At 59.3% G+C, this 21,180-nt stretch carries 22 protein-coding genes; 9 read left to right on the forward strand and 13 right to left on the reverse strand.

What is annotated here, in order from left to right; translation table 11 throughout:
* Positions 1 to 42: 42 nt before the first annotated feature.
* Positions 43 to 1,104 carry a ferrochelatase gene (hemH, locus tag BUB53_RS12180; RefSeq protein ID WP_073035045.1) on the forward strand — a complete coding sequence of 354 codons (1,062 nt, stop codon included), beginning with the start codon at positions 43 to 45 and terminating at the stop codon, positions 1,102 to 1,104.
* Between the two features lie 77 nt (positions 1,105 to 1,181).
* Here hemH and BUB53_RS12185 read toward each other — a convergent pair whose 3' ends face one another.
* Together BUB53_RS12185 and BUB53_RS12190 are read right to left on the reverse strand one after the other, a co-directional pair.
* On the reverse strand, positions 1,182 to 1,370 hold the full coding sequence (locus tag BUB53_RS12185) for a hypothetical protein (RefSeq protein WP_073035046.1): 189 nt from the start codon (positions 1,368 to 1,370) through the stop codon (positions 1,182 to 1,184).
* A gap of 142 nt (positions 1,371 to 1,512) precedes the next feature.
* Positions 1,513 to 2,115: a L,D-transpeptidase gene (locus BUB53_RS12190; RefSeq protein ID WP_073035047.1), complete on the reverse strand. Its 603-nt coding sequence runs from the start codon at positions 2,113 to 2,115 to the stop codon at positions 1,513 to 1,515.
* A gap of 169 nt (positions 2,116 to 2,284) precedes the next feature.
* Here BUB53_RS12190 and dalA point away from each other — a divergent pair, with 169 nt between their 5' ends.
* The gene (dalA, locus tag BUB53_RS12195) at positions 2,285 to 2,797 is read left to right on the forward strand and encodes a divisome-associated lipoprotein DalA (protein ID WP_073035048.1); all 513 of its coding nucleotides are present in this window, start codon (positions 2,285 to 2,287) and stop codon (positions 2,795 to 2,797) included.
* Between the two features lie 12 nt (positions 2,798 to 2,809).
* Here the strand turns inward: dalA and BUB53_RS12200 are convergent, their stop codons facing one another.
* The 5 genes from BUB53_RS12200 to hslO all read right to left on the reverse strand — a co-directional run bounded on the left by BUB53_RS12200 (position 2,810) and on the right by hslO (position 7,357).
* Positions 2,810 to 3,307, reverse strand: a complete 498-nt coding sequence (locus tag BUB53_RS12200; RefSeq protein WP_073035049.1) for a L,D-transpeptidase family protein — start codon at positions 3,305 to 3,307, stop codon at positions 2,810 to 2,812.
* Positions 3,308 to 3,383: 76 nt separating this feature from the next.
* Positions 3,384 to 4,607 carry a class I SAM-dependent RNA methyltransferase gene (locus BUB53_RS12205; protein ID WP_073035050.1) on the reverse strand — a complete coding sequence of 408 codons (1,224 nt, stop codon included), beginning with the start codon at positions 4,605 to 4,607 and terminating at the stop codon, positions 3,384 to 3,386.
* A gap of 17 nt (positions 4,608 to 4,624) precedes the next feature.
* Positions 4,625 to 5,773, reverse strand: coding sequence for a CCA tRNA nucleotidyltransferase (locus BUB53_RS12210; protein ID WP_073035051.1), 1,149 nt, complete (start codon positions 5,771 to 5,773; stop codon positions 4,625 to 4,627).
* A complete protein-coding gene (locus tag BUB53_RS12215; protein WP_073035052.1) occupies positions 5,770 to 6,369 on the reverse strand; it encodes a CoA pyrophosphatase in 600 nt (199 codons plus the stop codon). The genes BUB53_RS12210 and BUB53_RS12215 overlap by 4 nt, the downstream gene beginning before the upstream one ends.
* Positions 6,362 to 7,357 (reverse strand): Hsp33 family molecular chaperone HslO, encoded by a 996-nt coding sequence (gene hslO, locus BUB53_RS12220; protein WP_073035053.1) that lies wholly within the window; start codon positions 7,355 to 7,357, stop codon positions 6,362 to 6,364. Before hslO ends, BUB53_RS12215 begins: the two co-directional genes overlap by 8 nt.
* Positions 7,358 to 7,436: 79 nt before the next feature.
* On the opposite strand from hslO, the gene BUB53_RS12225 reads away from it, so the two are divergent.
* On the forward strand, positions 7,437 to 7,880 hold the full coding sequence (locus BUB53_RS12225) for an NUDIX hydrolase (RefSeq protein WP_073035054.1): 444 nt from the start codon (positions 7,437 to 7,439) through the stop codon (positions 7,878 to 7,880).
* Here BUB53_RS12225 and BUB53_RS12230 read toward each other — a convergent pair.
* Positions 7,855 to 9,132 carry a PP2C family protein-serine/threonine phosphatase gene (locus tag BUB53_RS12230; protein ID WP_073035127.1) on the reverse strand — a complete coding sequence of 426 codons (1,278 nt, stop codon included), beginning with the start codon at positions 9,130 to 9,132 and terminating at the stop codon, positions 7,855 to 7,857. The genes BUB53_RS12225 and BUB53_RS12230 overlap by 26 nt on opposite strands.
* 150 nt (positions 9,133 to 9,282) lie before the next feature.
* On the opposite strand from BUB53_RS12230, the gene BUB53_RS12235 reads away from it, so the two are divergent.
* Entirely contained in the window at positions 9,283 to 9,615 is a 333-nt protein-coding gene (locus BUB53_RS12235; protein ID WP_073035055.1) for an Hpt domain-containing protein, read from the forward strand.
* Here the strand turns inward: BUB53_RS12235 and ilvA are convergent.
* Positions 9,612 to 10,850, reverse strand: coding sequence for a threonine ammonia-lyase IlvA (gene ilvA, locus BUB53_RS12240; RefSeq protein ID WP_073035056.1), 1,239 nt, complete (start codon positions 10,848 to 10,850; stop codon positions 9,612 to 9,614). The two genes, BUB53_RS12235 and ilvA, sit on opposite strands and share 4 nt — an antisense overlap.
* 142 nt (positions 10,851 to 10,992) lie before the next feature.
* On the opposite strand from ilvA, the gene BUB53_RS12245 reads away from it, so the two are divergent.
* Positions 10,993 to 12,219: an argininosuccinate synthase gene (locus tag BUB53_RS12245; protein WP_073035057.1), complete on the forward strand. Its 1,227-nt coding sequence runs from the start codon at positions 10,993 to 10,995 to the stop codon at positions 12,217 to 12,219.
* Between the two features lie 89 nt (positions 12,220 to 12,308).
* Here the strand turns inward: BUB53_RS12245 and BUB53_RS12250 are convergent, their stop codons facing one another.
* Positions 12,309 to 13,022, reverse strand: a complete 714-nt coding sequence (locus tag BUB53_RS12250; RefSeq protein WP_073035058.1) for a sulfotransferase-like domain-containing protein — start codon at positions 13,020 to 13,022, stop codon at positions 12,309 to 12,311.
* Positions 13,023 to 13,059: 37 nt separating this feature from the next.
* Complete coding sequence (locus BUB53_RS12255; protein WP_073035059.1) at positions 13,060 to 13,968, reverse strand: D-amino acid aminotransferase; 909 nt, start codon at positions 13,966 to 13,968, stop codon at positions 13,060 to 13,062.
* A gap of 169 nt (positions 13,969 to 14,137) precedes the next feature.
* Here BUB53_RS12255 and msrA point away from each other — a divergent pair, with 169 nt between their 5' ends.
* The 3 genes from msrA to BUB53_RS12270 all read left to right on the forward strand — a co-directional run bounded on the left by msrA (position 14,138) and on the right by BUB53_RS12270 (position 15,464).
* A complete protein-coding gene (gene msrA, locus BUB53_RS12260) occupies positions 14,138 to 14,797 on the forward strand; it encodes a peptide-methionine (S)-S-oxide reductase MsrA (RefSeq protein WP_073035128.1) in 660 nt (219 codons plus the stop codon).
* 107 nt (positions 14,798 to 14,904) lie between these two features.
* Positions 14,905 to 15,183 (forward strand): CopG family ribbon-helix-helix protein, encoded by a 279-nt coding sequence (locus BUB53_RS12265; RefSeq protein WP_073035060.1) that lies wholly within the window; start codon positions 14,905 to 14,907, stop codon positions 15,181 to 15,183.
* Positions 15,180 to 15,464: a type II toxin-antitoxin system RelE/ParE family toxin gene (locus BUB53_RS12270; RefSeq protein ID WP_200797799.1), complete on the forward strand. Its 285-nt coding sequence runs from the start codon at positions 15,180 to 15,182 to the stop codon at positions 15,462 to 15,464. The genes BUB53_RS12265 and BUB53_RS12270 overlap by 4 nt, the downstream gene beginning before the upstream one ends.
* Positions 15,465 to 15,546: 82 nt before the next feature.
* Here BUB53_RS12270 and BUB53_RS12275 read toward each other — a convergent pair whose 3' ends face one another.
* Positions 15,547 to 17,802, reverse strand: coding sequence for an NADP-dependent malic enzyme (locus BUB53_RS12275; protein WP_073035062.1), 2,256 nt, complete (start codon positions 17,800 to 17,802; stop codon positions 15,547 to 15,549).
* Between the two features lie 169 nt (positions 17,803 to 17,971).
* On the opposite strand from BUB53_RS12275, the gene mutS reads away from it, so the two are divergent.
* Complete coding sequence (mutS, locus tag BUB53_RS12280) at positions 17,972 to 20,584, forward strand: DNA mismatch repair protein MutS (protein ID WP_073035063.1); 2,613 nt, start codon at positions 17,972 to 17,974, stop codon at positions 20,582 to 20,584.
* 28 nt (positions 20,585 to 20,612) lie between these two features.
* Here the strand turns inward: mutS and BUB53_RS12285 are convergent, their stop codons facing one another.
* Positions 20,613 to 21,173 (reverse strand): nucleotide exchange factor GrpE, encoded by a 561-nt coding sequence (locus tag BUB53_RS12285; protein WP_073035064.1) that lies wholly within the window; start codon positions 21,171 to 21,173, stop codon positions 20,613 to 20,615.
* Positions 21,174 to 21,180 lie beyond the last annotated feature (7 nt).

The raw sequence follows: 21,180 nt of genomic DNA on the forward strand, positions 1-21,180 counted from the left end.
CGTTATCTCCACCTGAAACCCGCGCTGAAAAAGGGACTGGATATGCTTGACGCAAGCAACACCGCTTCACGACCGGATCATGCCCCGGCCGATCACCCGGCCATTCCAAAGTACAAAACGGGCGTCCTGCTGGCCAATTTGGGCACACCCGATCACTACAGCTACTGGCCAATGCGCCGCTATCTGAGCGAGTTCCTGTCGGACCGCCGGGTTATCGATTACAATCCGTGGAAATGGCAGCCCTTGCTGCAACTGATCATCCTGACCAAACGCCCCTTCTCCAGTGGCGAAGCCTACAAATCCATCTGGAACGAGGAAAAGGGCGAAAGCCCGCTGATGACGATCACCCGTGATCAAACCTCAAAACTGGCCGAATCCCTTCATGAACGGTACGGCGATCAGGTGATGGTGGATTTCTGTATGCGTTACGGGAACCCATCGACCAAATCCAAGGTTCGCGAAATGGTCAAGGCAGGCTGCACCCGTATCCTGTTTTTTCCGCTCTATCCGCATTATGCCGGCGCAACCTCGGCCACGGCCAACGATCAGTTCTTTCGCGCGTTGATGGACGAAACCTGGCAACCCACGGCTCGCATTGTCGAACCATATTACGAGAACACGCAGTATATCGAAGCCCTGGCGCAGTCGGTTGAGGCCGCCTATGCAAAAATCGAAGACCGGCCCGATATTTTGGTCGTCTCCTATCACGGCATGCCCAAGCGTTATCTGATGCAAGGCGATCCGTATCACTGCCAATGCCAGAAAACCACGCGCCTCCTGAAAGAACGTTTAGGGTGGGACGGTACTGAAATCACAACAACCTTCCAGTCGGTCTTTGGCCCCGAAGAATGGCTGAAGCCCTATACGGTGGATCACGTCGCCGAATTGGCAAAGCAAGGCAAAAAGAAAATTGCCGTTATGGCGCCCGCGTTTTCCGCGGATTGCATCGAGACACTCGAAGAAATCAACGAAGAGATTCGTGAAAGTTTCGAAGAGGCTGGCGGCGAACAGTTTACCTATATCCCCTGCCTCAATGACGATGATGCCCACATTCAGGCACTCAGTGGAATTATTCAGGACAACCTGAAAGGTTGGCTGGAGTGAATAAGATCACTCCTTAACGAAAAAGAAAAAAGGCAGTGAAAATCCACTGCCTTTTTCCTATTAATATGTCGCCTGACTTAGTCGGCGGCAACAGCGGCTGCGATGATCGCCAGAACAACCAGCGGAATCCAAACACCAGCGGCCGAAGAGCTTGCGGCAGTTTCTTCGACAACCACGGGAGCTTCCATGACGGGCTCTTCCATGTTACCGGCAAAAGCAGTCGAAGCGGCGGCGGTCAATGCAGCGGCGAGAACGAGTTTTTTCATAGTATCCTCCAGATATAGGCCCATCGCCAGCAAACCGGCGACAAGCACCCAAGACTTACCTCGTAAGAGATTTCTAATCAGCAAAATTTGCAGATTGCAAATGCAACTTAGAACTTTAGCCAACTAAAGGGCCGGTTTTTCGTCAAATTAGCAACACTTGTGTGCCAATTTTAGTCATACCGAAAAGCTCAGCAATATGCTGATTGTAAAGGCCAATACAGCCGTTCGACGATCTGCGACCGATTTTACGTGTGTCGTGGGTCCCGTGGATTCGATAATAAGTCCATCCCAAATACAACGCATGAGTACCAAGCGGATTGTCCGGCCCCGGCCCCACATATGCCGGCCATTCCGGATTTCGCTTGAGCATCGACGGAGTCGGACGCCAGCTTGGGCCCTCGACTTTTCTTATAACGCTGGTACGTCCACGGCGCGTCAAATCTTCGGTCAATGGCACACTGGAAGGATAAAGCCGGTATGTTTGACCATCCTCCGTCCAGAAATGCAAGGCACGTGATGTTATATCGACAAGAATAGCACCATTGTTCAAATTCGAGAAATACGGCCGCCAGTCCAGTGCACGAAAACTTGAAATATTGTGCCGCGTTGCTGGCGTGACATCATTTTCCATCTCGGTTGTGGCGCTGCTGTTCAGGTCTTGAGCAAAAGCCGGAGCACCGATGGTAGCTACGGTTCCGGCCAGAAAATTTCTTCGGCTCAAACCATTTACGAATTTCGAGGCCATTTTCCCAACTCCAGTTGATCGGCGGATACAGACCATTAATATATGGCGGGAAAGCCGCAGTCGCAAATCAAAGAGTCACCAATCGGCTACACGATGCGCAACCGGGTTTGAAAGACAACGTCAGCCACGATAGAGCTTGCAAGATGAAATCTAATTGGTGGTGACACACATGGCTCGTTTACTCGGACTGATTTTCTCGGCTCTGCTCGCATTGTCGGCTTGCGCCGCTCCGCCCGAGCCGCAAATAGGTCCGGATGGTAAGCCATTGCCCAAGGTCTATCGCATTCGCGGCGGTCAAACTGCGGAAATCCAGTACCGCATGCTGGATTCGGTTAACGCACTGCGCCAAGCTGCGGGCAGGCCGCCGGTTCAGTTGAATTCTCGCCTGAATGCGGCTGCCGCTACGCATTCCCGCGATATGTCGATTCAGAATCGCCCATGGCATTTCGGATCGGACGGATCGTCACCGATAGACCGGGTGAACCGCGTAGGCTATGAAGGCTCTCTGGTTGGCGAGAACATCTCGGAAACTTATGAAACCGAGCTTGAAACCCTTGCGGCCTGGATGGACAAACCATCGACACGCGATGTCATCCTGTCCCCACAGGCCAAGGATATGGGCTTTTCCTGGCTTCAGGAAAACAACGGCAAAATCTGGTGGACACTGGTCATGGGTGGCTGATGCCACCCAAAATCACGGGCTGACATAGATTGGCGTACCGTCCTTGACCATCGCATAGATCTCTTCGATTTCACGATTCTTGACCGCGATACATCCGGCCGTCCAATCCCGCCGGCCGCCGAGCCTTTGCTTGGATTCACCATGGATGAAAATATCGCCACCCGGTTCGCGCCCGATCATCGCGGCGCGGGTCACATCGTTGGTGTTCGGGTAGGAAATTCCGACCGATAAGTGAAATTCGCTGTTCGGATTACGGCGGTCGATCAGATAGGCGCCTTCCGGCGTTTTACCGTCGCCTTCGAATTGCTTATGCCCATCAGGCGCAAAGCCCAGGTCGATATCGTAGGACTTCAAAACCTGATCGTGATGCAACAGATGCATCCGCCGCTGCCCCTTGTTGACCACAACCTGGGTCACCTCAGGCCCGTTATATGTACGAAACTTCGACGCGCTGCAGCCCGTCAGGCCAACAAACAACGCAACACTTAGCAAAACCCCGATTGCCCGCATGGTATTTTTACCTGTTTTCTGCTCTCGTCGGGTTTTAACCTGCTATTCGCAAAATTCAAAAATTTCTTTTACACAATTAGGCAGATCCGCGCACAAATTCTGCCACAAGCTCGACATGAGCGGACCAGCGGAACTGATCGACAACCCGCAACCTCACCAATTCAAAACCTTTATCGACCAAATTTCGCGCATCCCGGGCAAAACTGACCGGATTACACGATACGTAAGCGATCAGGGGAATATCCGATTTGGCCAGTTCATTGATCTGCGCCGAAGCCCCTGCACGGGGCGGATCGATCACGGCAGCATCGAATCGCATCAGTTCATCCGGCATCAAGGGACGGCGAAACAAATCGCGCGCTTCATGTGTCACCGCCTTGAGGCCCGGTGCCTTGCGCCAACCAGCATCCAACGCGGCAATCATCGCCACATCCCCTTCGACAGCATGAACCATGGCATTACGCGCCAAAGGCAGCGCGAAGGTTCCGCATCCGGCAAAAAGATCGACAACCTGCGCAGATGATCCAACGATTCGCTGAACATCCTCGCGCAGGGCATTTTCACCCTCTTGCGTGGCCTGCAAAAACGCGCCCGGCGGCATGATCACAGAAACGTCGCCAAAAATCTGTTCGGGCGGTAAACGAGTTGCGATCACCTCGTCATCCCACGCCAGCCGCGCCAGATCATGACGCTCGGCCAAACGGGCCAATTCCAGCCGCAACGGACCATTCAGCGGCTTTCCATTCATCACACTGATATCCAATCCGCTTCGCGACAGCGTCGCCGCGACGGAAATACTGTGTTTGCGACTGGCCCCAACCCGAGCCAAGGCTTCAGCCACAGGCAGTGCAGACATCAGATCAGGGTGCAAAAGCTGGCAATCAGGAATTTCCACCAGAACGTCCGAAGCGCGGGCGTGAAATCCAACCATCGCCCCCTTTTTCGTGCGGCGTGCCGCAAACGTCGCCCGACGGCGGGATCGGGGCGGCGAAACCGCTATCGGCAGAAACTCAACCTCAAGCCCGTTTGCAGCCAGTGCCGCCTTGACCACGTCCTGCTTCCATTCCGCCAAAAACTCATCCGAGGCGTGCTGCAACTGACACCCGCCACAGGACTTGAAATGCCGACAAGGAGGGCTGACCCGACTGGGCGATGGTTCAACAATGCGGATATCGCTCAGGTGCTTGCCATCGGTTTGCGCATGTACCACCTCGCCCGGCAAGGTCAGTGGCGCGAACAAGGGGCCTTCTGCAATCCCGTCACCATGGTGACCCAGTCGGGTAATCTGAAACGTGTCCATCTCCGCCACTTGCTGTCTCAGTCCAAAAGATCATCGCGGGTAAGGGTGAAACCCGAAGCGATCCATCGCTGCTCCAACTCAGCCAACCGAGCGCCAAGGGCGGGGCCTGTATAGTTTGGCATCAAATCGCGGGCCACGAGGGGAAAGCTGGCCATTGCACCCTGTTCCACCAATCGACGCTGCGACGGATCGAAAACGCGTTCGAGAGCCGCATCCCGAAGCAACAAAATGTCTAGCGCTGCCTCGGCACCATACCGATATCCCAGTTCAGCCGGTGGGGTCATCGCACTCATCTCAGCACGCAACAGCGCCAAACGTTTGGACTGCGCCTTACTTAACCGCAAGCGTATCGCGACGTCCTCACCGCCGAGGGAGGCAAGCCGGCGCATCGGATCGGGATCAATCCCGGCGTCGGATTCGGAATGAACCAAGAGGGCGAGCATTCGATCATCGGCCCCAGGTAAAATCGCGTTCAGAACACCTGTCGCTTGCATCGCCGCAACAGAAGGTGCGGGATCGGGCGCCGCCAGAAGTTTAACCATTTCGGCACCGACACGCTCACGGGAAAGCCCTGCCAAACCCTCGATATGCGCCGCAACCGCGGCCAGTCCTTCGGCGTCCAGCCCTTGGCCGGGGTCACCATATAACGCGTGGAACCGGAAAAAGCGCAGAATACGTAAATAATCCTCGCGGATACGCTGATCCGGGTCGTCGATAAACCGCACATGCCGGTTCTCAAGATCAGGCAGCCCCTCCAACGGGTCTATAACCACCCCATCCCGCCGTGCATAAAGCGCATTCATGGTGAAATCGCGCCGCCGGGCGTCCTGAGCGACATCGCCGGAATAAGCGACGACAGCGTGACGGCCAAAGGTTTCCACATCCTGACGAAAGGTCGTAACCTCGTGCGGAATGTGACCCGAGATCACGGTGACGGTCCCATGTTCGATACCCGTCGGCACGGATTTCAAGCCAGCGGCCTGCGCCATTTCTATGACGTGTTGGGGATGGGCATCGGTGGCGATATCAATATCGTGCACAGGCACGCCCAGCAGGGCGTTACGTACGCATCCTCCGACGAAATACGCCTGATACCCGCCTGCCTCAATCATGCGGCAAACGGTTTGCGTCTCTTCACCGTCGATCCAGTCCCCTTTGATTCTCATTCTGTTTCCGTCGCGTCTGCCAACGCCCGCAGGATACGCGCGGTTGCGCCCCAGATGTAATAGGGGCCGAATGGTACGGTGTAATAGTGGCGCATGCGCCCTTGCCAACGCCGGGATTGAACACTGAACCGGGCCGAATTCAGCAAATGATCCAGCGGCACACTGAATACTTCGTCAACCTCACCGGCCTCGGGGCGCAGCTGAAAGGGAGCACGAACGCGGGCCACGACCGGGGTCACCCTGAAAGCTGTAACCGTTTCATGCGCGGGCATAAGCCCCAGAACTTCGACATTTTCAGGCTTCAGGCCGATTTCTTCATGCGCCTCCCGCAACGCTGCCGCTGTGATGTCAGCATCGCTTTCGTCTTGCTTGCCACCAGGAAAGGCAATCTGCCCCGGATGATGCTTCAAAGCCGAAGATCGTTTGGTCAGATAAACGCTGGCGACCGATCCCTGATACAGGATCGGCACCAGCACCCCCGCAGGGCGCAGTTTTCGGCCCGGCGGCAAAACAGCCTCGGGATTCAGATCGAAATCCGACGACGCCTGCCCCAGACCGGCCAGCGCGACACGAATCCTGTCCAGCGGATCAGCCATTGTCTCCAGGACTATTTTCAGCCTCGAATCCCAATGTTTTGGGGTCCAGGCGGTAATGCGCGCCACAGAACTGGCAATCGGCGGTCACGATACCCTCGTCAGTGGTCATCTTCTCGATATCCTTGGCCGAGTAGATCGACAGGCTGTTGCGCACCCGGTCTTCCGAGCAAGTGCAGCCGAAACGAACCGATTGTACATCGAAGACACGCGGCATTTCCTCGTGAAACAGCCGAACCAGCAGATCACTGGGCGCCACCGATGGACCGATCATTTCCAGATCTTCCGCCGTATCCAGCAACATATTGGCACGGTTCCAGTTTTCCCTGTCTTCGCCATCGACAATATCCGAGGCAACCAAAAGTCCATCCTCGCCAGAGCCGCCGCCCTGCGCAAACGGCGAAGCCTTGGGCATGTGCTGCAACATGACGCCGCCGGCGCGCCAGTGCTCGACGCCACCCTTTTCGGTCGACTTGCCGAAAGACAAGTTGAACCGTGTCGGCAGCTGCTCGGACTGTGCAAAATAGGCTTCGGCACATGCGCTCAGGCTGCCTGCGGCAATCGGGGTGATGCCCTGATAGGGTTCCGTTCCTTTGCCCTGATCAATCAGCACGGCGAAATACCCTTCTCCAAGCTGATCAAAAGGCGCGCTGTCGGTGATCCGATTGGCGTCAAAGCTGGCGTAGGCACGAATACGGGCCGGGGCGCCTTCGCTTTCGGGTGCGTAATAATCGGTGGCGATCATCCTTACCGCGCCTTTGGTCTGGACCTGCAATGACAGCTTCCAGCGCAGTTTGATCGTTTGCCCGACCAATGCCGTCAGCAACGCCATTTCAGCAACCAGTGCCTCTACTGGCGCAGGGTATGCGTGCTGTTTCAGGATTCCGTCAAGAACCCCGTCAAGACGCGCAACACGTCCACGGATATCTGCGTTGTCCAACTGGAACGGCAGGATCGTGTCGTCCCAGGCGATTTTCTGTCCAAGTGTCATGGGGTTTCCTTGTGTGCCGGAAGTTGGCATATCGCGTCTATATAATCAGGACAACACATGGTCCAAGGGGGCAGAGGGCATGATCCGGCGGTTCGGCGAAAACCCAAGACATGATATACGCTATACCCGTCGCGCAGGTGCCTATGCCATCCTACCACGGAACGGACAGCTATTGCTGACCCATCAGGCCGAGCCCATCCCCGAACTCCAGTTGCCCGGCGGCGGTATCGACCCCGGTGAATCGCCCTTGCAGGCCTTGCACCGTGAAGTATTCGAGGAAACAGGGTGGAAAATTGCACAGGCGCACCGTCTCGGCGCATTTCGCCGATTCACCTACATGCCCGAATATGACCTTTGGGCGGAAAAGATCTGCCACATCTATCGCGCCTTTCCGGTCCGCCCGCTCGGCCCGCCAAGCGAGGCGGGACACCGCGCCGTGTGGGCCAGTTGGGAGGCCGCCGCCCAGCAGTTGGGAAATGCCGGTGACAGACATTTTGTCAGCCATCTATTGGCGAAGGCTTGAACTCCAACAGCGCGGCTGAGATATCATCGGAAAATTCATCGGTGCCCGCAAACTCGGCCAGTTTCCAGATCAACGATTCCAGGCACGCCATGCCGCATGTTTGCCGCAGTTCGCGCAGTATGCGCACCAGCCCCTCATCGGCCAATAGGGCGCCGTCAGGATCGGCACATTCAACAACGCCATCGGAACAGATCAGCAACCTGTCGCCGGGGCGCATCGTGATAGTGACCTGATCGTACCTGGCCTCTTCGATCAAACCCACCGGCAATCCGCCTTGCCCGATCATTTCAACACGGCCATCAGCCCGCTGAAGCGCAGGATAGGGGTGGCCAGCCTGGGCCATGGTCACCTGCCCTGTCGACAGGTCCGCAATGGCCAGCAACATCGTGAAATAATGCTCGGTTTCCATTTCCCCCAGGATCAGACGATTGAGAATTTCCAGCGTTTCCGCAGGTGCACGCGGCGCATAGCCCCCGCCACGCAACTGATACAGTGCAAGGTTCTGCTCGGGAGCGGTGGCCGACAGATACCCGGCCAGACGTGCCGTCATCAGGGCCGAACTGACGCCATGCCCCGACACGTCGATACCGTAAAGACCGACGCAATCGGGTCCGGCCGGAAACATGCCGACCAGATCGCCGCCGACATGGCCGCTGGACCGGAGCAAAAGCGAAACATCGGCGGGCCCGAAATCGCGATATCGCTCGCTCACCAAGGACTGTTGCAGCTTTTTCGCCTCAATCAGGTCGCTGTCGAGAGAATCATAGACCGCCTGCAACTCATCCAGTGTGGATTTGACCAGACGATTCTTTTCCGTCAACTCCCGCTCCATCCGCAGAATTCGATCCCCGGCAGCGATCCGTGCGCGTAGTTCCGCGGCATTGACGGGCTTGGTCAGGAAATCGTCCGCACCTGCATCGAGGCCATGGGCGATCTCGGCCTTTTCGGATTTCGAGGTCAGCAGTATGAAATAGCCGTAGCTATCACGCGGCATCGCGCGGAAGGCGCGGCAGAATTCCACCCCGTTCATACCTGGCATCATCCAGTCGCTCAGCACCAGATCCGGCTTCACATCTTCGCAGAGTCGCAGTGCCTCGATGCCCGACTCCGCCTCATGCACATCCAGCCCCCATTTTTTGAGGGAACTTGCCAATATTCGGCGTTGAAGGCGACTGTCATCGACCACCAGCACCGTGCAGATTGCCTGACCGTCAGCCGGGATTGACTGAAACGATTTCTGATCGCTGAGTATCTGTTGCACTTTCCACCCCTTTGGGAGCGGGCATAGAACCCCCGGCTTAACAGGTCATGAATGTTAAAATTGCGCCTGGTTTTTCACCGGGCTTGAGCATTTCTAAATGGCTCCCTGCAAGTTTAGCCGCACAAGCAAAACGGGCAGATCATGATCGACTGGAACAGAGTACGTGAACTTCGTGATGAAATCGGCACAGACGAATTCGCCGATGTCGTCAGCCTGTTTCTTGACGAGGTCGAATCCGAAATCTCAGCATTGCGGGGGCAAGGCTTGGCGGACCGGCTCGAAGCGCGGCTTCATTTCCTGAAAGGGGGCGCGCTGAACCTTGGCTTCGATGATTTTGCGGCACTGTGTCAAACCGGCGAACAGCTGGCAAGCCAAGGCTATGCGAATAAGGTTGATGTCACGGAAATCATTGAAACTTATGACAAATCCCGTGCCACTTTCATGGCGGGCCTGCCACGGTTGGATGACAGCTAGATCAGGAACTCGGCGAGAACTTCGTCATTGGTAATATCGCGATACTCGAATCCGGCGGCATCCAGCTTGTGCTCGATATGACTGAAGTTTTCGGGATGTTTGGTTTCGATCCCGATCAGAACCGAGCCGAAGTTGCGTGCGGATTTCTTCAGATATTCGAACCGGGCGATATCGTCGTCCGGCCCCAGAATACTTAGAAAATCCTTCAATGCGCCGGGCCGCTGCGGCATGCGCAGGACGAAATATTTCTTGATGCCGGAATAGCGCTGCGCGCGCTCCTTGACCTCGGGCAGGCGCTCGAAATCGAAATTGCCACCCGATGTCACGCAAACCACGGTTTTACCCCGGATTGCATCGCCCATGTCCTTGAGCGCGTCGACGGCCAAAGCCCCCGCAGGCTCCAGAACGATCCCTTCGACGTTCAGCATTTCCAGCATGGTGGTGCAAAGCCGGTCCTCGCTGATGGCCAGAACATCGGATGGATCGACCATGCGCAGCCGCTCAAATGTCCTGGCCCCGATCTGGGCGACGGCGGCGCCATCGGCGAAGGTGTTCACATGAGACAGCCGCGTGGGCTGTCCGGCTTGCAATGCGGCTGCCAGACATGCACCGCCCGAGGGTTCGACCAGAGTGATTGCCGTATGATCCCCGACATAGCTGCGAACACCCGAGGACAGCCCGCCGCCGCCCACGGGCATGACGATCCGGTCGGGCAAGCCGCCGAGTTGCTGTTCGATCTCGACCCCGACCGAGGCCTGACCTTCGATCACATCCTCATCATCGAAGGGCGATAGAAAATGCCCTTTGATTTCAGAGCAATACGCCTGTGCTGCGGCCAGCGTATCGTCGAAGTAATCGCCCGTCAGCCGGATCGAAACGGCATCCCCTCCGAACTTCTCGGTCTTGCCGATTTTCTGCTGCGGGGTCGTCACCGGCATGAAGATCACACCCTTGACCCCGAAATGCCGGCACATGAATGCCACCCCCTGCGCATGGTTGCCGGCGCTGGCGCAGACGAATTGCGTGATGTCAGGATCACGTTCCAACACCTTGCGCATGGCGTTGAACGCGCCGCGCAGTTTGTAGGAGCGCACGGGTGACAGATCTTCGCGCTTGAGCAGGATATTGGCCCTGTAGCGTTCGGAAAGATGGTCGTTGCGCTGGAGCGGCGTAGGATCGAACACGTCGCGCATTGCGGTTTCGGCGGCTTGGGCAAGGGTGCGAAAATCGGTCATAACGTCTTGATTGAAGGAAGTTTCGTGCGCTGGCAAGGGCAGGGGGCAAAACATACCGAAGAATACTGCGGGGCCGGGCATCTTGCCCCGCTCGTCAAAACCCGGTATCGCCCGGTCGGATATTTGACGGAAGGGAAAAACGATGTCCGCGCCGAAGAAAGTCGTGCTGGCCTATTCCGGGGGGCTTGATACCTCGATCATCCTGAAGTGGCTGCAAACCGAATATGGTTGCGAGGTGGTGACCTTTACCGCCGATCTGGGCCAGGGAGAGGAACTGGACCCCGCGCGCAAGAAGGCGGAACTGCTTGGAATCAAACCGGAAAATATCTTTATCGAAGATATCCGGGAAGAGTTCGTGCGCGATTTCGTATTCCCGATGTTCCGCGCCAATGCGGTGTATGAGGGGCTGTACCTGCTGGGCACCTCGATTGCCAGGCCGTTGATTTCAAAGCGTCTTGTCGAGATCGCCGAGGAAACCGGTGCGGATGCGGTGGCGCATGGGGCGACGGGCAAGGGCAACGATCAGGTTCGCTTCGAACTGGCCGCTTATGCGCTGAACCCGGATATCAAGGTGATCGCGCCGTGGCGGGAATGGGATTTGACCAGCCGGACGAAACTGCTTGATTTCGCTGAGAAAAACCAGATTCCGATTGCCAAGGACAAGCGCGGCGAAGCGCCGTTTTCGGTGGATGCGAACCTGTTGCATACCTCGTCCGAGGGTAAGGTTCTGGAAGACCCGGCGGTGGATGCGCCCGACTATGTGTATCAACGAACCGTTAACCCGGAGGACGCCCCGAACGAGCCGGAATTCATCGAGATCGGTTTCGAAAAAGGCGATGCCGTCAGCATCAACGGCGAGGCGCTTAGCCCTGCTAACCTGTTGACAAAGCTGAACGAATTGGGCGGCAAGCACGGGATCGGGCGGCTGGACCTGGTGGAAGGCCGATTCGTGGGCATGAAATCCCGAGGAATTTATGAAACCCCCGGTGGCACTGTTCTGCTGGAGGCGCATCGAGGAATCGAACAGATCACGCTGGACCGTGGCGCCGCGCACCTGAAAGACGAGCTGATGCCGCGCTATGCCGAGCTGGTGTATAACGGGTTCTGGTACAGCCCGGAACGCGAGATGTTGCAGGCTGCCATTGATCATTCACAACATCATGTGGCTGGCACCGTGCGCCTGAAACTTTACAAAGGGTCGGCCCGGACGGTTGCGCGCTGGTCGGATCACAGCCTGTATTCCGAAGCACATGTGACGTTCGAGGACGATGCGGGCGCTTACGATCAGAAGGACGCGGCGGGCTTCATCCAGTTGAACGCGCTGCGCCTGAAACTGCTGGCGGCGCGGGACCGTCGCCTGAAGGGCTGAGTTTCGTACGTTTTGTACGAAGTGTACGCGCGTTTTGTACGAAAATCGGCCCCAATGCCAAAAGTTGCGTCCATTGTGGACGCAACGCCTCAGATCGCCAGCGCCCTGAGCACCTCGTAAGACGGCATCGCGGCGCGCGCCAGATCGGCGCGCGGGCCGTCGAGATCGGGCAACGGACCCTCGGGACCGGCGAACCCGGTGGAGGCATGGACCGAGCCATACCAATGCGCCGCCCAGACCCCGTCGGATTTATGGCCCCCGGCGGGCCAGGACAGCATCGCCGGGTCCCACTCCAGCCCGATGACATCGCACAACCGCCGCAACATGGTTTCGGGGTCTTCGCGGATGTCGTGTGAATCGATCACCACGGGACGAGCGCCCGCTGCGTTAAGCTGATCGTAAAGGTCTACCTGTTGAGTGAAGCCTATCTCGGGCAGGGTCGGGTTTTCGTACTTGGCCGAGAAACTGGCAGCGACACGGGAAGGGTGACGTATGAGAAAGACATTGACGACATCGGTAATCCAGTCACGCGGAATGCCCGGAATCATATGTTGCGACATATGTTTCTGGTAGAAATGCGGCTTGCCGTCCGGGATGGGACCGAGAAGTTGATCGACCACCTGCGCCGGATCGGTGGGCTGCGAGGCGATGATAGCATCCCCCATCGGGTGATCGAGGCCGGTTTGGGCCAGATAGGCGGCATAGAACGGTTCGTCGACAACGGCGAAATCCGGCCGCGCGCCAAAGGAATACATCATGGCGGTCGACAGGTTGCGGGGGCCGGACCACATGGCGATACGCATTGGCGGGTCTCCTTTACGAAAGGCTGGTGGCAGGTATTCAGGCGGTTTCGCGCTGAATCAGAGCCTTGTACAGGTCCTGAATTCGCCGGGTGACAGGGCCCGGCGCACCATCGCCGATGGGGCGGCCATCAATTTCGCCCACGGGGGTTTGCGCGCCGAACGTGCCGGTCAGAAACGCCTCGTCCGCGCCGTAGGTATCGACAAGGGAATAATTACGCTCGAACACCGGGATATCGTTATCGCGGCACAGGTCGATCACCTTTTGCCGGGTGATGCCGTTCATGCAGTAATCGCCCGTCGAGGTCCAAACCTGCCCCTTGCGGACGATGAAGAAATTGCAGGCGTTGGTGGTGTTCACGAAACCGTTCACGTCCAGCATCAGCCCTTCGTCGGCACCGGCCTTTTCGGCGGCGATACAGGCAAGGATGCAGTTCAGCTTGGAATGGGAGTTCAGCTTGGGGTCCTGCGTCATGGGCAGGCCACGGATATGCGGCACGGTGGCAAGGCGGATGGGCCGCCCGATCTGCGGCCTGGAATGTTCCATGATGATGGTCACGGTCGGCCCCTGTTGCGACAGCGACGGATGCTGAAAGGGCCGGGTTTTCACGCCCCGTGTCACCATCAGGCGGGCATGGGCATCGGTTGTCATGTCATTGGCCTTTTGCGTGTCCGACACGGCCTGAAACACCTGTTCGCGGCTCATGCCGATATCGAGGTCGATGGCCTTGGCGGCCTCGAACAGGCGGTCGAGATGTTCGTCGATGAAGGCCCATGTGCCGTTATACAGGCGCAGCCCCTCCCACACACCGTCGCCCAGCATGAAACCGCTGTCATAAACGCTGACCCTGGCCTGATCCCTGGGAACGATATCGCCGTTCAGCCAGATTTTGATCTGTTCGTTGCGCGCGTCTTCTTCGGCCTGGTGGGTGGTCTGGTGGTCGGTCATGGGGGCCCCTTGCATCTGTCGGATGGGAGGACGCTAGGGCGCGCGGCGGGCCGTGCCAAGCGGTAAATTCGGATCACCAAACCGTGAAAACACGCGGGCGTGAATTGGCCCGCCTACGGCGATGCGGCACACTGCGCCCAAACGGAGGGCTGATACCATGAGCTATCGGATGGGAAGGATGGGAACGGTAAAAGCCGGATTTCTGGCGGTGCTGATCGTGATCGGGCTGGGAATCCAGCGTGGCAAGGCACATGCCGCCGGTACCGAGGTTCTGACCGTTGCGGGTGGGTGTTTCTGGTGCGTCGAGGCCGATTTCGAGAAAGTCGGCGGCGTGCGGGACGTGGTGTCGGGCTATACCGGCGGGACGGTTGACAACCCCACCTACAAGCAGGTCACCGCTGGCGGCACCGGCCATTACGAGGCGGTGCAGATCATGTACGACCCCGCCCGGGTATCCGCGCGTGAGCTGTACGATCTGTTTTTCCGCTCGGTCGATCCGACCGATGCGGGCGGTCAGTTCTGCGATCGCGGGGACAGCTATCGCACGGCGATTTTCGTCTCTGATCCAGCGAAAAAGAAGGCTGCGGAGGCGGCAAAGGCCGAAGCCGAAAAGGCGCTGGGCCAAAAGATCGTGACGCCTGTTCTGAGTGCCGGGCCGTTCTATGAGGCCGAAGCGTATCATCAGGATTACTACAAGGGCAGCAAGCTGGTGCTGACGCGGTTCGGCCCCAAATCGCAGGCATCGGCCTATCAACGCTATCGCGAGGCCTGTGGCCGCGATCAGCGGATTCGCGAATTATGGGGCAACGCCGCGCCGTTCATCAACTAGGGCATCGTTCCCTGGGCCGTGTATGGCGGTGGGACATGGACAAACCGGATGCAATTACCATATGGTAGTGCAAGGTATTACCTTTTATCTGGTATCTGGAGAGGTCCATGACATCGGTAACATCCATCAAACTGGACGATGACATGAAGGGCCGGGTCCGGCATCTTGCCGAAGCCCGGAAGCGCACCTCGCACTGGATCATGCGTGAAGCCATTTCACAATATGTCGAGCGCGAGGAAAAACGAGAGGCGCTTCGTCAGGAAACCCTTGAGGCATGGGAAGAGTTCCGGGAAACAGGGCTGCACGCAACGGCCGAAGAGGTCGATAAGTGGTTGGAAAGCTGGGGAACCGATAACCAGCTACCCAGCCCCGAATGCCAAAAGTGATATTCGCCCCGGCGGCGATCCGGGATTTGCAACGGCTGCATGAATTCCTTCGACCGAAGAATGCCGATGCGGCAAGGCGAGCGGGCGAGGCAATTCGGAAAGGTGTGGAGATATTGGGCGCGCATCCCCGCCTGGGCCGGATGATTGATGATATGCCCGAGCAGTATCGAGAATGGCTTATCGACTTTGGCGACAGCGGTTATGTCCTTCGCTATCATGTCGATAACGATGCCGTAACGATCCTTGTGATCCGGCACCAGAAAGAGGTGGGATTTTTCTGACGGGCCTTCTTGTTGGCCCGCTTCCCGCCATACAATACCCCGGTAAGGGGCCTGTCGGCAGGACGCGACCCGATTTCGTGTTTTAGCCCACCTTGCAGGCGGCCAGAACGGCCATGTTCAGGATGTCGCTGGCCGTCGAGGTGGACGAGCAGATCTGAATCGACTTGTCGATGCCCGAGAGGATCGGGCCGATCACCGTGGCGCCCGCCATTTCCTGCATCAGCTTGACCGAAATCGAGGCCGAGTGCCGCGCCGGAACCACGAGAATATTCGCCGGGCCTGTCAGGCGCTGGAACGGGTAGGCGTCCTGCGCACGGGTGTTGAGGGCCACATCGACGGTCATCTCGCCTTCGTATTCGAAATCGACGCCGCGCCGCTCCAGCACGCTGGGGGCGAGGTGCATCTTTTCGGCGCGTTCGGATTTGGGATAGCCGAAGGTCGAGAAACTGACGAAGGCGACGCGCGGCTCAAGCCCCAGATGGCGGGCCACACCGGCGGCGCGGGTGGCGATATTGGCGAGGTCTTCCTCGTCGGGCCATTCATGCACCAGCGTATCGGCGATCAGGACGATCCGGCCCTTGTGCAGAAGCGCGGTGACCCCGGCAACACCGTTTTCGGCATCGGCATCGAAAACGTGATTGATCCGCTCCATCACATGGGCGGATTTGCGGGTGGCCCCGGTGACGAGCCCATCGCCATGCCCATGCGCCAGCATCAGCGCGGCGAACACGTGCCGGTCACGCGCGGCCATGCGGTGAATGTCGTGCTGGTCGTGGCCCTTGCGTTGCAGGCGCTGGTAGAGGAATTCCTTGTATTCGGCCAAACGGTCGGTCTTGGCGGCGTTGGTCACCTCGATCTCGCGCACGGCATCGCCGAGGCCTGCGGCTTCGAGCTTGGTTTTGACATCATCGTCGCGGCCCACGACGATCGCCTTGCCCAGACCGGCGCGCTGATATTGCACGGCGGCGCGCAGAACGCGGGGGTCGTCGCCCTCGGCAAAGATCATGCGGGCCTGGGCGTTGCGGGCGCGGGCGTTGATAGAGCGCAGGATGCTGGCCGTCGGGTCCATCCGGGCGGCCAGCGATTGTTGATACCCTTCCATGTCCACGATGGGCCGTCGCGCCGCGCCGGTATCCATGCAGGCCCGCGCCACCGCGGGGGGCACGGTGTGGATCAGGCGCGGATCGAACGGGGTGGGAATGATGTAATCCCGCCCGAAGGCCAGTTTGCGGCCATAGGCCATCGCGACCTCATCCGGGACATCGGCGCGGGCGAGGCTGGCCAGCGCCTCGGCGCAGGCGATCTTCATCTCGTCATTGATCGCGCGGGCATGCACATCGAGCGCGCCGCGGAACAGGTAGGGAAAGCCCAAGACGTTGTTGACCTGGTTGGGATAGTCGCTGCGCCCGGTGGCGACAATGGCATCGGGGCGAACCTCGTGCGCCTCTTCGGGGGTGATTTCGGGGTCCGGGTTGGCCATGGCGAAGATCACCGGATTGTCGGCCATAGAGGCGACCATATCCTGCGTCACCGCGCCCTTGACCGACACGCCAAGGAACACGTCGGCGTCTTTCATCGCCTCGTCCAGCGTGCGCAGGTCGGTCTTGATGGCGTGGGCCGATTTCCACTGGTTCATGCCTTCGGTACGGCCCTGATAGATCACGCCCTTGGTGTCGCAAACGATGCAGTTGTCATGCCGTGCGCCCATCGCCTTGAGCAGTTCGATACAGGCGATGCCCGCAGCCCCCGCACCGTTCAGCACGATCCTGCAATCCTCGATCTTCTTGCCCGACAGGTGCAGCGCGTTGATCAGACCGGCGGCACAGATCACGGCGGTACCGTGCTGATCGTCGTGGAACACCGGAATATCCATCTGTTCCTTGAGCGTCTGTTCGATGATGAAACACTCGGGCGCCTTGATGTCTTCGAGGTTGATGCCGCCAAAGGTGGGGCCCATCAGCCTGACGGCGTTGATAATGGCCTCGGGGTCTTCGGTATCGAGTTCGATGTCGATCGAGTTCACGTCGGCAAAGCGCTTGAAGAGCACCGACTTGCCCTCCATCACCGGCTTGGAGCCCAGCGCGCCCAGATTACCGAGGCCCAGAACCGCCGTACCGTTGGAGACGACCGCCACGAGATTGCCCTTGTTGGTATAGTCATAGGCCAGTTCGGGATTTGCGGCGATTTCCTCGCACGGGACGGCAACGCCGGGGGAATAGGCCAGCGACAGGTCGCGTTGCGTGGTCATCGGCACGGTGGCCGTGATCTCGAACTTGCCGGGGGTGGGTTCGAGATGGAAGGCAAGCGCCTCTTCACGGGTGAACTTGGGTTTGGACATGTCGCGGCCTTGTGTCGTTGCGTCGGTTTTGCCTCTCAATAGCGAGGGTTTGCCGCCGCCTCAACTGCGCATCGGTTTTCGGGTTTTCCGCCGCGTCCTGGCTTTGTAAGGTTCGCGTCAACCAAGCCGGGGGGCCAAAGTGACATCCGCGAAATCCGCCGTTACGCCGATGATGGCGCAATACCTTGAAATCAAGGCCGAGTATCCGGGCGCGATGCTGTTTTACCGGATGGGCGATTTCTATGAGCTGTTTTTCGACGATGCCGTGGCCGCATCCGAGGCGCTGGATATTGCCCTGACGAAGCGGGGCAAGCATCTGGGCGAAGATATTCCGATGTGCGGCGTGCCGGTACATTCGGCGGAAAACTATTTGCTGACGCTGATCCGCAAGGGATTTCGCGTGGCGGTGTGCGAACAGATGGAAAGCCCGGAAGAGGCGAAGAAGCGCGGCTCGAAATCCGTGGTGAAACGGGGGGTGGTGCGGCTGGTGACGCCCGGCACCCTGACCGAGGAAAGCCTGCTGGAGGCGCGGCGGCACAATTACCTGGCCAGTTTCGCGCGGGTGCGGGGCGAGGGCGCGCTGGCCTGGGTGGATATTTCCACCGGGAGTTTCCATGTCATGCCGCTGGCCGAGGTGCGGCTGGGCCCGGAACTGGCCCGGCTGGCCCCGTCCGAGGTGGTGCTGGCCGAGGGGGACGAGGCCGATCTGGGTGGAATCGTCACGGAATCGGGCGCGGCCAGCACTGAATTGGGGCGCGCGGCCTTTGACAGTTCGGGGGGCGAGCAGCGCCTGTGCGACCTGTTCAAGGTGGGCGCGCTGGACGCCTATGGGCAGTTCAGCCGCGCGGAACTGGCCGCGATGGGCGCGATCGTGGAATATCTGGAAATCACGCAAAAGGGCAAGCTGCCGCTGCTGCGCCCGCCCCAGCGCGAGGCGCAGGCGCGTGTGATGCAGATCGACGCCGCCACGCGGCGCAATCTGGAAATCACCCAATCGCTGAGCGGCGGCAAGGCCGGGTCGTTGCTGTCGGTGGTGGACCGGACGGTAACGGCCGGCGGGGGCCGGCTGCTGGAGCGTCGCCTGTCCAGCCCCAGCCGGGTGATGGACGTGGTGCAGGATCGGCTGGATGCCGTTGCATTTGCGGTGGAACAGGCTCGATTCAGCGATGTCATACGCGCTGCGCTGCGCAAGGTGCCCGATCTGGACCGGGCGCTGTCACGGCTGGGCTTGGATCGGGGCGGGCCACGCGATCTGGCGGCGATCCGCAACGGGCTGACGCAGGCCGCCGAGATTTCCGCGCTGGCCGACGGGCAGGACATGCCCCGGCTGCTGGCCGGGGCGGCGGGCGATCTGACCGGGCATGACGATTTGCTGGACCTGCTGGATCAGGCGCTGGTCGCGGAGCCACCGCTGCTGGCGCGCGATGGCGGGTTCATCGCGCCGGGCTATGATGCCGAACTGGACGAAGCGCGGCAGTTGCGCGACGAAGGGCGCGGCGTGATTGCCGGAATGCAGAGCGAATACCAGGAACTGACCGGGATTCAGAGCCTGAAGGTCAAGCATAACAATGTGCTGGGCTATTTCGTCGAGGTGACGGCGACCCATGCCGACAAGATGCTGTCGGCCCCGCTGAACGAGACTTTCAAGCACCGTCAGACCACGGCCAATCAGGTGCGCTTTACCACCGTTCCGCTGAGCGAGATGGAAACCAGAATTCTGAATGCGGGCGGCCGGGCGCTGGAGATTGAAAAGCGGCTCTATGACAGCCTGAAAGGCGCTATTCTGGGGGCGTCGGCGGGCGTATCGCAGGCCGCGCGGGCGCTGGCCGAACTGGACCTGACGACAGCGCTGGCCGATCTGGCGCGCGGTGAAAACTGGTGCAGGCCCCGCGTGGACGAAAGCCGTGCGCTGGATATTCAGGGCGGGCGGCATCCGGTGGTGGAACAGGCGCTGCGCAAGGAGGGCGAGCCGTTCATCGCCAATGACTGCGAACTGGGGCAGGGGAGTGATATCTGGCTGCTGACCGGGCCGAACATGGCGGGCAAATCGACGTTTCTGCGGCAGAATGCGCTGATCGCGTTGCTGGCGCAGGCGGGCAGCTTCGTGCCCGCAACATCGGCCCATGTGGGGATGGTCAGCCAGTTGTTCAGCCGTGTGGGTGCAAGCGACGATCTGGCGCGCGGGCGGTCGACCTTCATGGTGGAAATGGTGGAAACCGCGGCGATCCTGAATCAGGCGGACGATCATGCGCTGGTGATTCTGGACGAAATCGGGCGCGGTACGGCCACCTATGACGGGTTGTCGATTGCCTGGGCCACGCTGGAGCACCTGCACGACGTGAACGGCAGCCGCGCGTTGTTCGCCACGCATTATCACGAAATGACGAACCTCAGCGACAAGCTGGACCGGGTGGAAAACGCCACGGTCAGCGTCAAGGAACATGACGGCGAGGTGATTTTCCTGCACGAGGTGCGGCGCGGCGCGGCAGACCGGAGTTACGGCGTGCAGGTGGCCAAGCTGGCCGGGCTTCCCGATACGGTGGTGGAACGTGCCCGCGTGGTTCTGGATGCGCTGGAAAAGGGGGAACGCGAGGGCGGTACGGCGCAAAAGGCGCTGATCGACGACCTACCGCTGTTTGCCGCCATGCCGCCACCCGCCCCGGCACCGGTGCGCGACTCGGAACTGGACAAGCGCATGGCCGAGGTTCTGCCGGACGAATTGACGCCGCGGCAGGCGCTGGACCTGATCTATGAACTGAAGGGGCTGGCGGAGGGCCGATAGGCCGGGCATCGGCCCGGCTTTCTGGGCGTTATCCCTGATTCGACGAAACGCCGACCTGCGCCGGGCGCAGGATACGATCGTGCAGCATGAAGCCCTCGGCCGAAATCTGGATGATCTCGCCCGCCTTGGTGCCGGGCACCGGGGCCTCGAACATCGCCTCGTGCTGTTGCGGATCGAACCTGTCGCCGATCTCGGGCGAGATCAGCGTGATACCGTGCTTGGAAAACACGTTGAGCAGTTCACGCATGGTCAGCTGAACGCCCTCGATCAGCGCGGCGGAGATTTCCTTTTGCTCGTCCGTCGCCGCCTCGACCGCGCGTTTCATGTTGTCGTAGACCGGCAGCATGTCACGGGCGAGCTTGGACCCGCCGTAGTTTTCGGCCTCGCGGCGGTCTTTCTCGCTGCGCTTGCGGGCGTTTTCAGCATCCGCAAGGGCGCGCATGAATTTGTCCTGCAACGCATCGCGTTCGGCGCGAAGCGCTTCGATCTCGGCATCGGAGTCGAGGATTTCCTCCTCGGCAATGGCCTGTTCTTCGGCCTCGGCCTGTTCGATGTCGTCCAGAAACTCTTCGTTTTTCGGCTCTGCCATGTGTCAC

This window comes from Roseovarius pacificus (genome assembly GCF_900142665.1).
GTDB lineage: Bacteria > Pseudomonadota > Alphaproteobacteria > Rhodobacterales > Rhodobacteraceae > Roseovarius > Roseovarius pacificus.

Excerpts from the sequence above, each read along its gene's own strand:
- hemH (WP_073035045.1), top strand. The coding sequence starts at position 43 with ATGCTTGACGCAAGCAACACCGCTTCACGACCGGATCATGCCCCGGCC.
- BUB53_RS12185 (WP_073035046.1), bottom strand. The coding sequence starts at position 1,370 with ATGAAAAAACTCGTTCTCGCCGCTGCATTGACCGCCGCCGCTTCGACT.
- BUB53_RS12190 (WP_073035047.1), bottom strand. The coding sequence starts at position 2,115 with ATGGCCTCGAAATTCGTAAATGGTTTGAGCCGAAGAAATTTTCTGGCC.
- dalA (WP_073035048.1), top strand. The coding sequence starts at position 2,285 with ATGGCTCGTTTACTCGGACTGATTTTCTCGGCTCTGCTCGCATTGTCG.
- BUB53_RS12200 (WP_073035049.1), bottom strand. The coding sequence starts at position 3,307 with ATGCGGGCAATCGGGGTTTTGCTAAGTGTTGCGTTGTTTGTTGGCCTG.
- BUB53_RS12205 (WP_073035050.1), bottom strand. The coding sequence starts at position 4,607 with ATGGACACGTTTCAGATTACCCGACTGGGTCACCATGGTGACGGGATT.
- BUB53_RS12210 (WP_073035051.1), bottom strand. The coding sequence starts at position 5,773 with ATGAGAATCAAAGGGGACTGGATCGACGGTGAAGAGACGCAAACCGTT.
- BUB53_RS12215 (WP_073035052.1), bottom strand. The coding sequence starts at position 6,369 with ATGGCTGATCCGCTGGACAGGATTCGTGTCGCGCTGGCCGGTCTGGGG.
- hslO (WP_073035053.1), bottom strand. The coding sequence starts at position 7,357 with ATGACACTTGGACAGAAAATCGCCTGGGACGACACGATCCTGCCGTTC.
- BUB53_RS12225 (WP_073035054.1), top strand. The coding sequence starts at position 7,437 with ATGATCCGGCGGTTCGGCGAAAACCCAAGACATGATATACGCTATACC.
- BUB53_RS12235 (WP_073035055.1), top strand. The coding sequence starts at position 9,283 with ATGATCGACTGGAACAGAGTACGTGAACTTCGTGATGAAATCGGCACA.
- ilvA (WP_073035056.1), bottom strand. The coding sequence starts at position 10,850 with ATGACCGATTTTCGCACCCTTGCCCAAGCCGCCGAAACCGCAATGCGC.
- BUB53_RS12245 (WP_073035057.1), top strand. The coding sequence starts at position 10,993 with ATGTCCGCGCCGAAGAAAGTCGTGCTGGCCTATTCCGGGGGGCTTGAT.
- BUB53_RS12250 (WP_073035058.1), bottom strand. The coding sequence starts at position 13,022 with ATGCGTATCGCCATGTGGTCCGGCCCCCGCAACCTGTCGACCGCCATG.
- BUB53_RS12255 (WP_073035059.1), bottom strand. The coding sequence starts at position 13,968 with ATGACCGACCACCAGACCACCCACCAGGCCGAAGAAGACGCGCGCAAC.
- msrA (WP_073035128.1), top strand. The coding sequence starts at position 14,138 with ATGGGAAGGATGGGAACGGTAAAAGCCGGATTTCTGGCGGTGCTGATC.
- BUB53_RS12265 (WP_073035060.1), top strand. The coding sequence starts at position 14,905 with ATGACATCGGTAACATCCATCAAACTGGACGATGACATGAAGGGCCGG.
- BUB53_RS12275 (WP_073035062.1), bottom strand. The coding sequence starts at position 17,802 with ATGTCCAAACCCAAGTTCACCCGTGAAGAGGCGCTTGCCTTCCATCTC.
- mutS (WP_073035063.1), top strand. The coding sequence starts at position 17,972 with ATGATGGCGCAATACCTTGAAATCAAGGCCGAGTATCCGGGCGCGATG.
- BUB53_RS12285 (WP_073035064.1), bottom strand. The coding sequence starts at position 21,173 with ATGGCAGAGCCGAAAAACGAAGAGTTTCTGGACGACATCGAACAGGCC.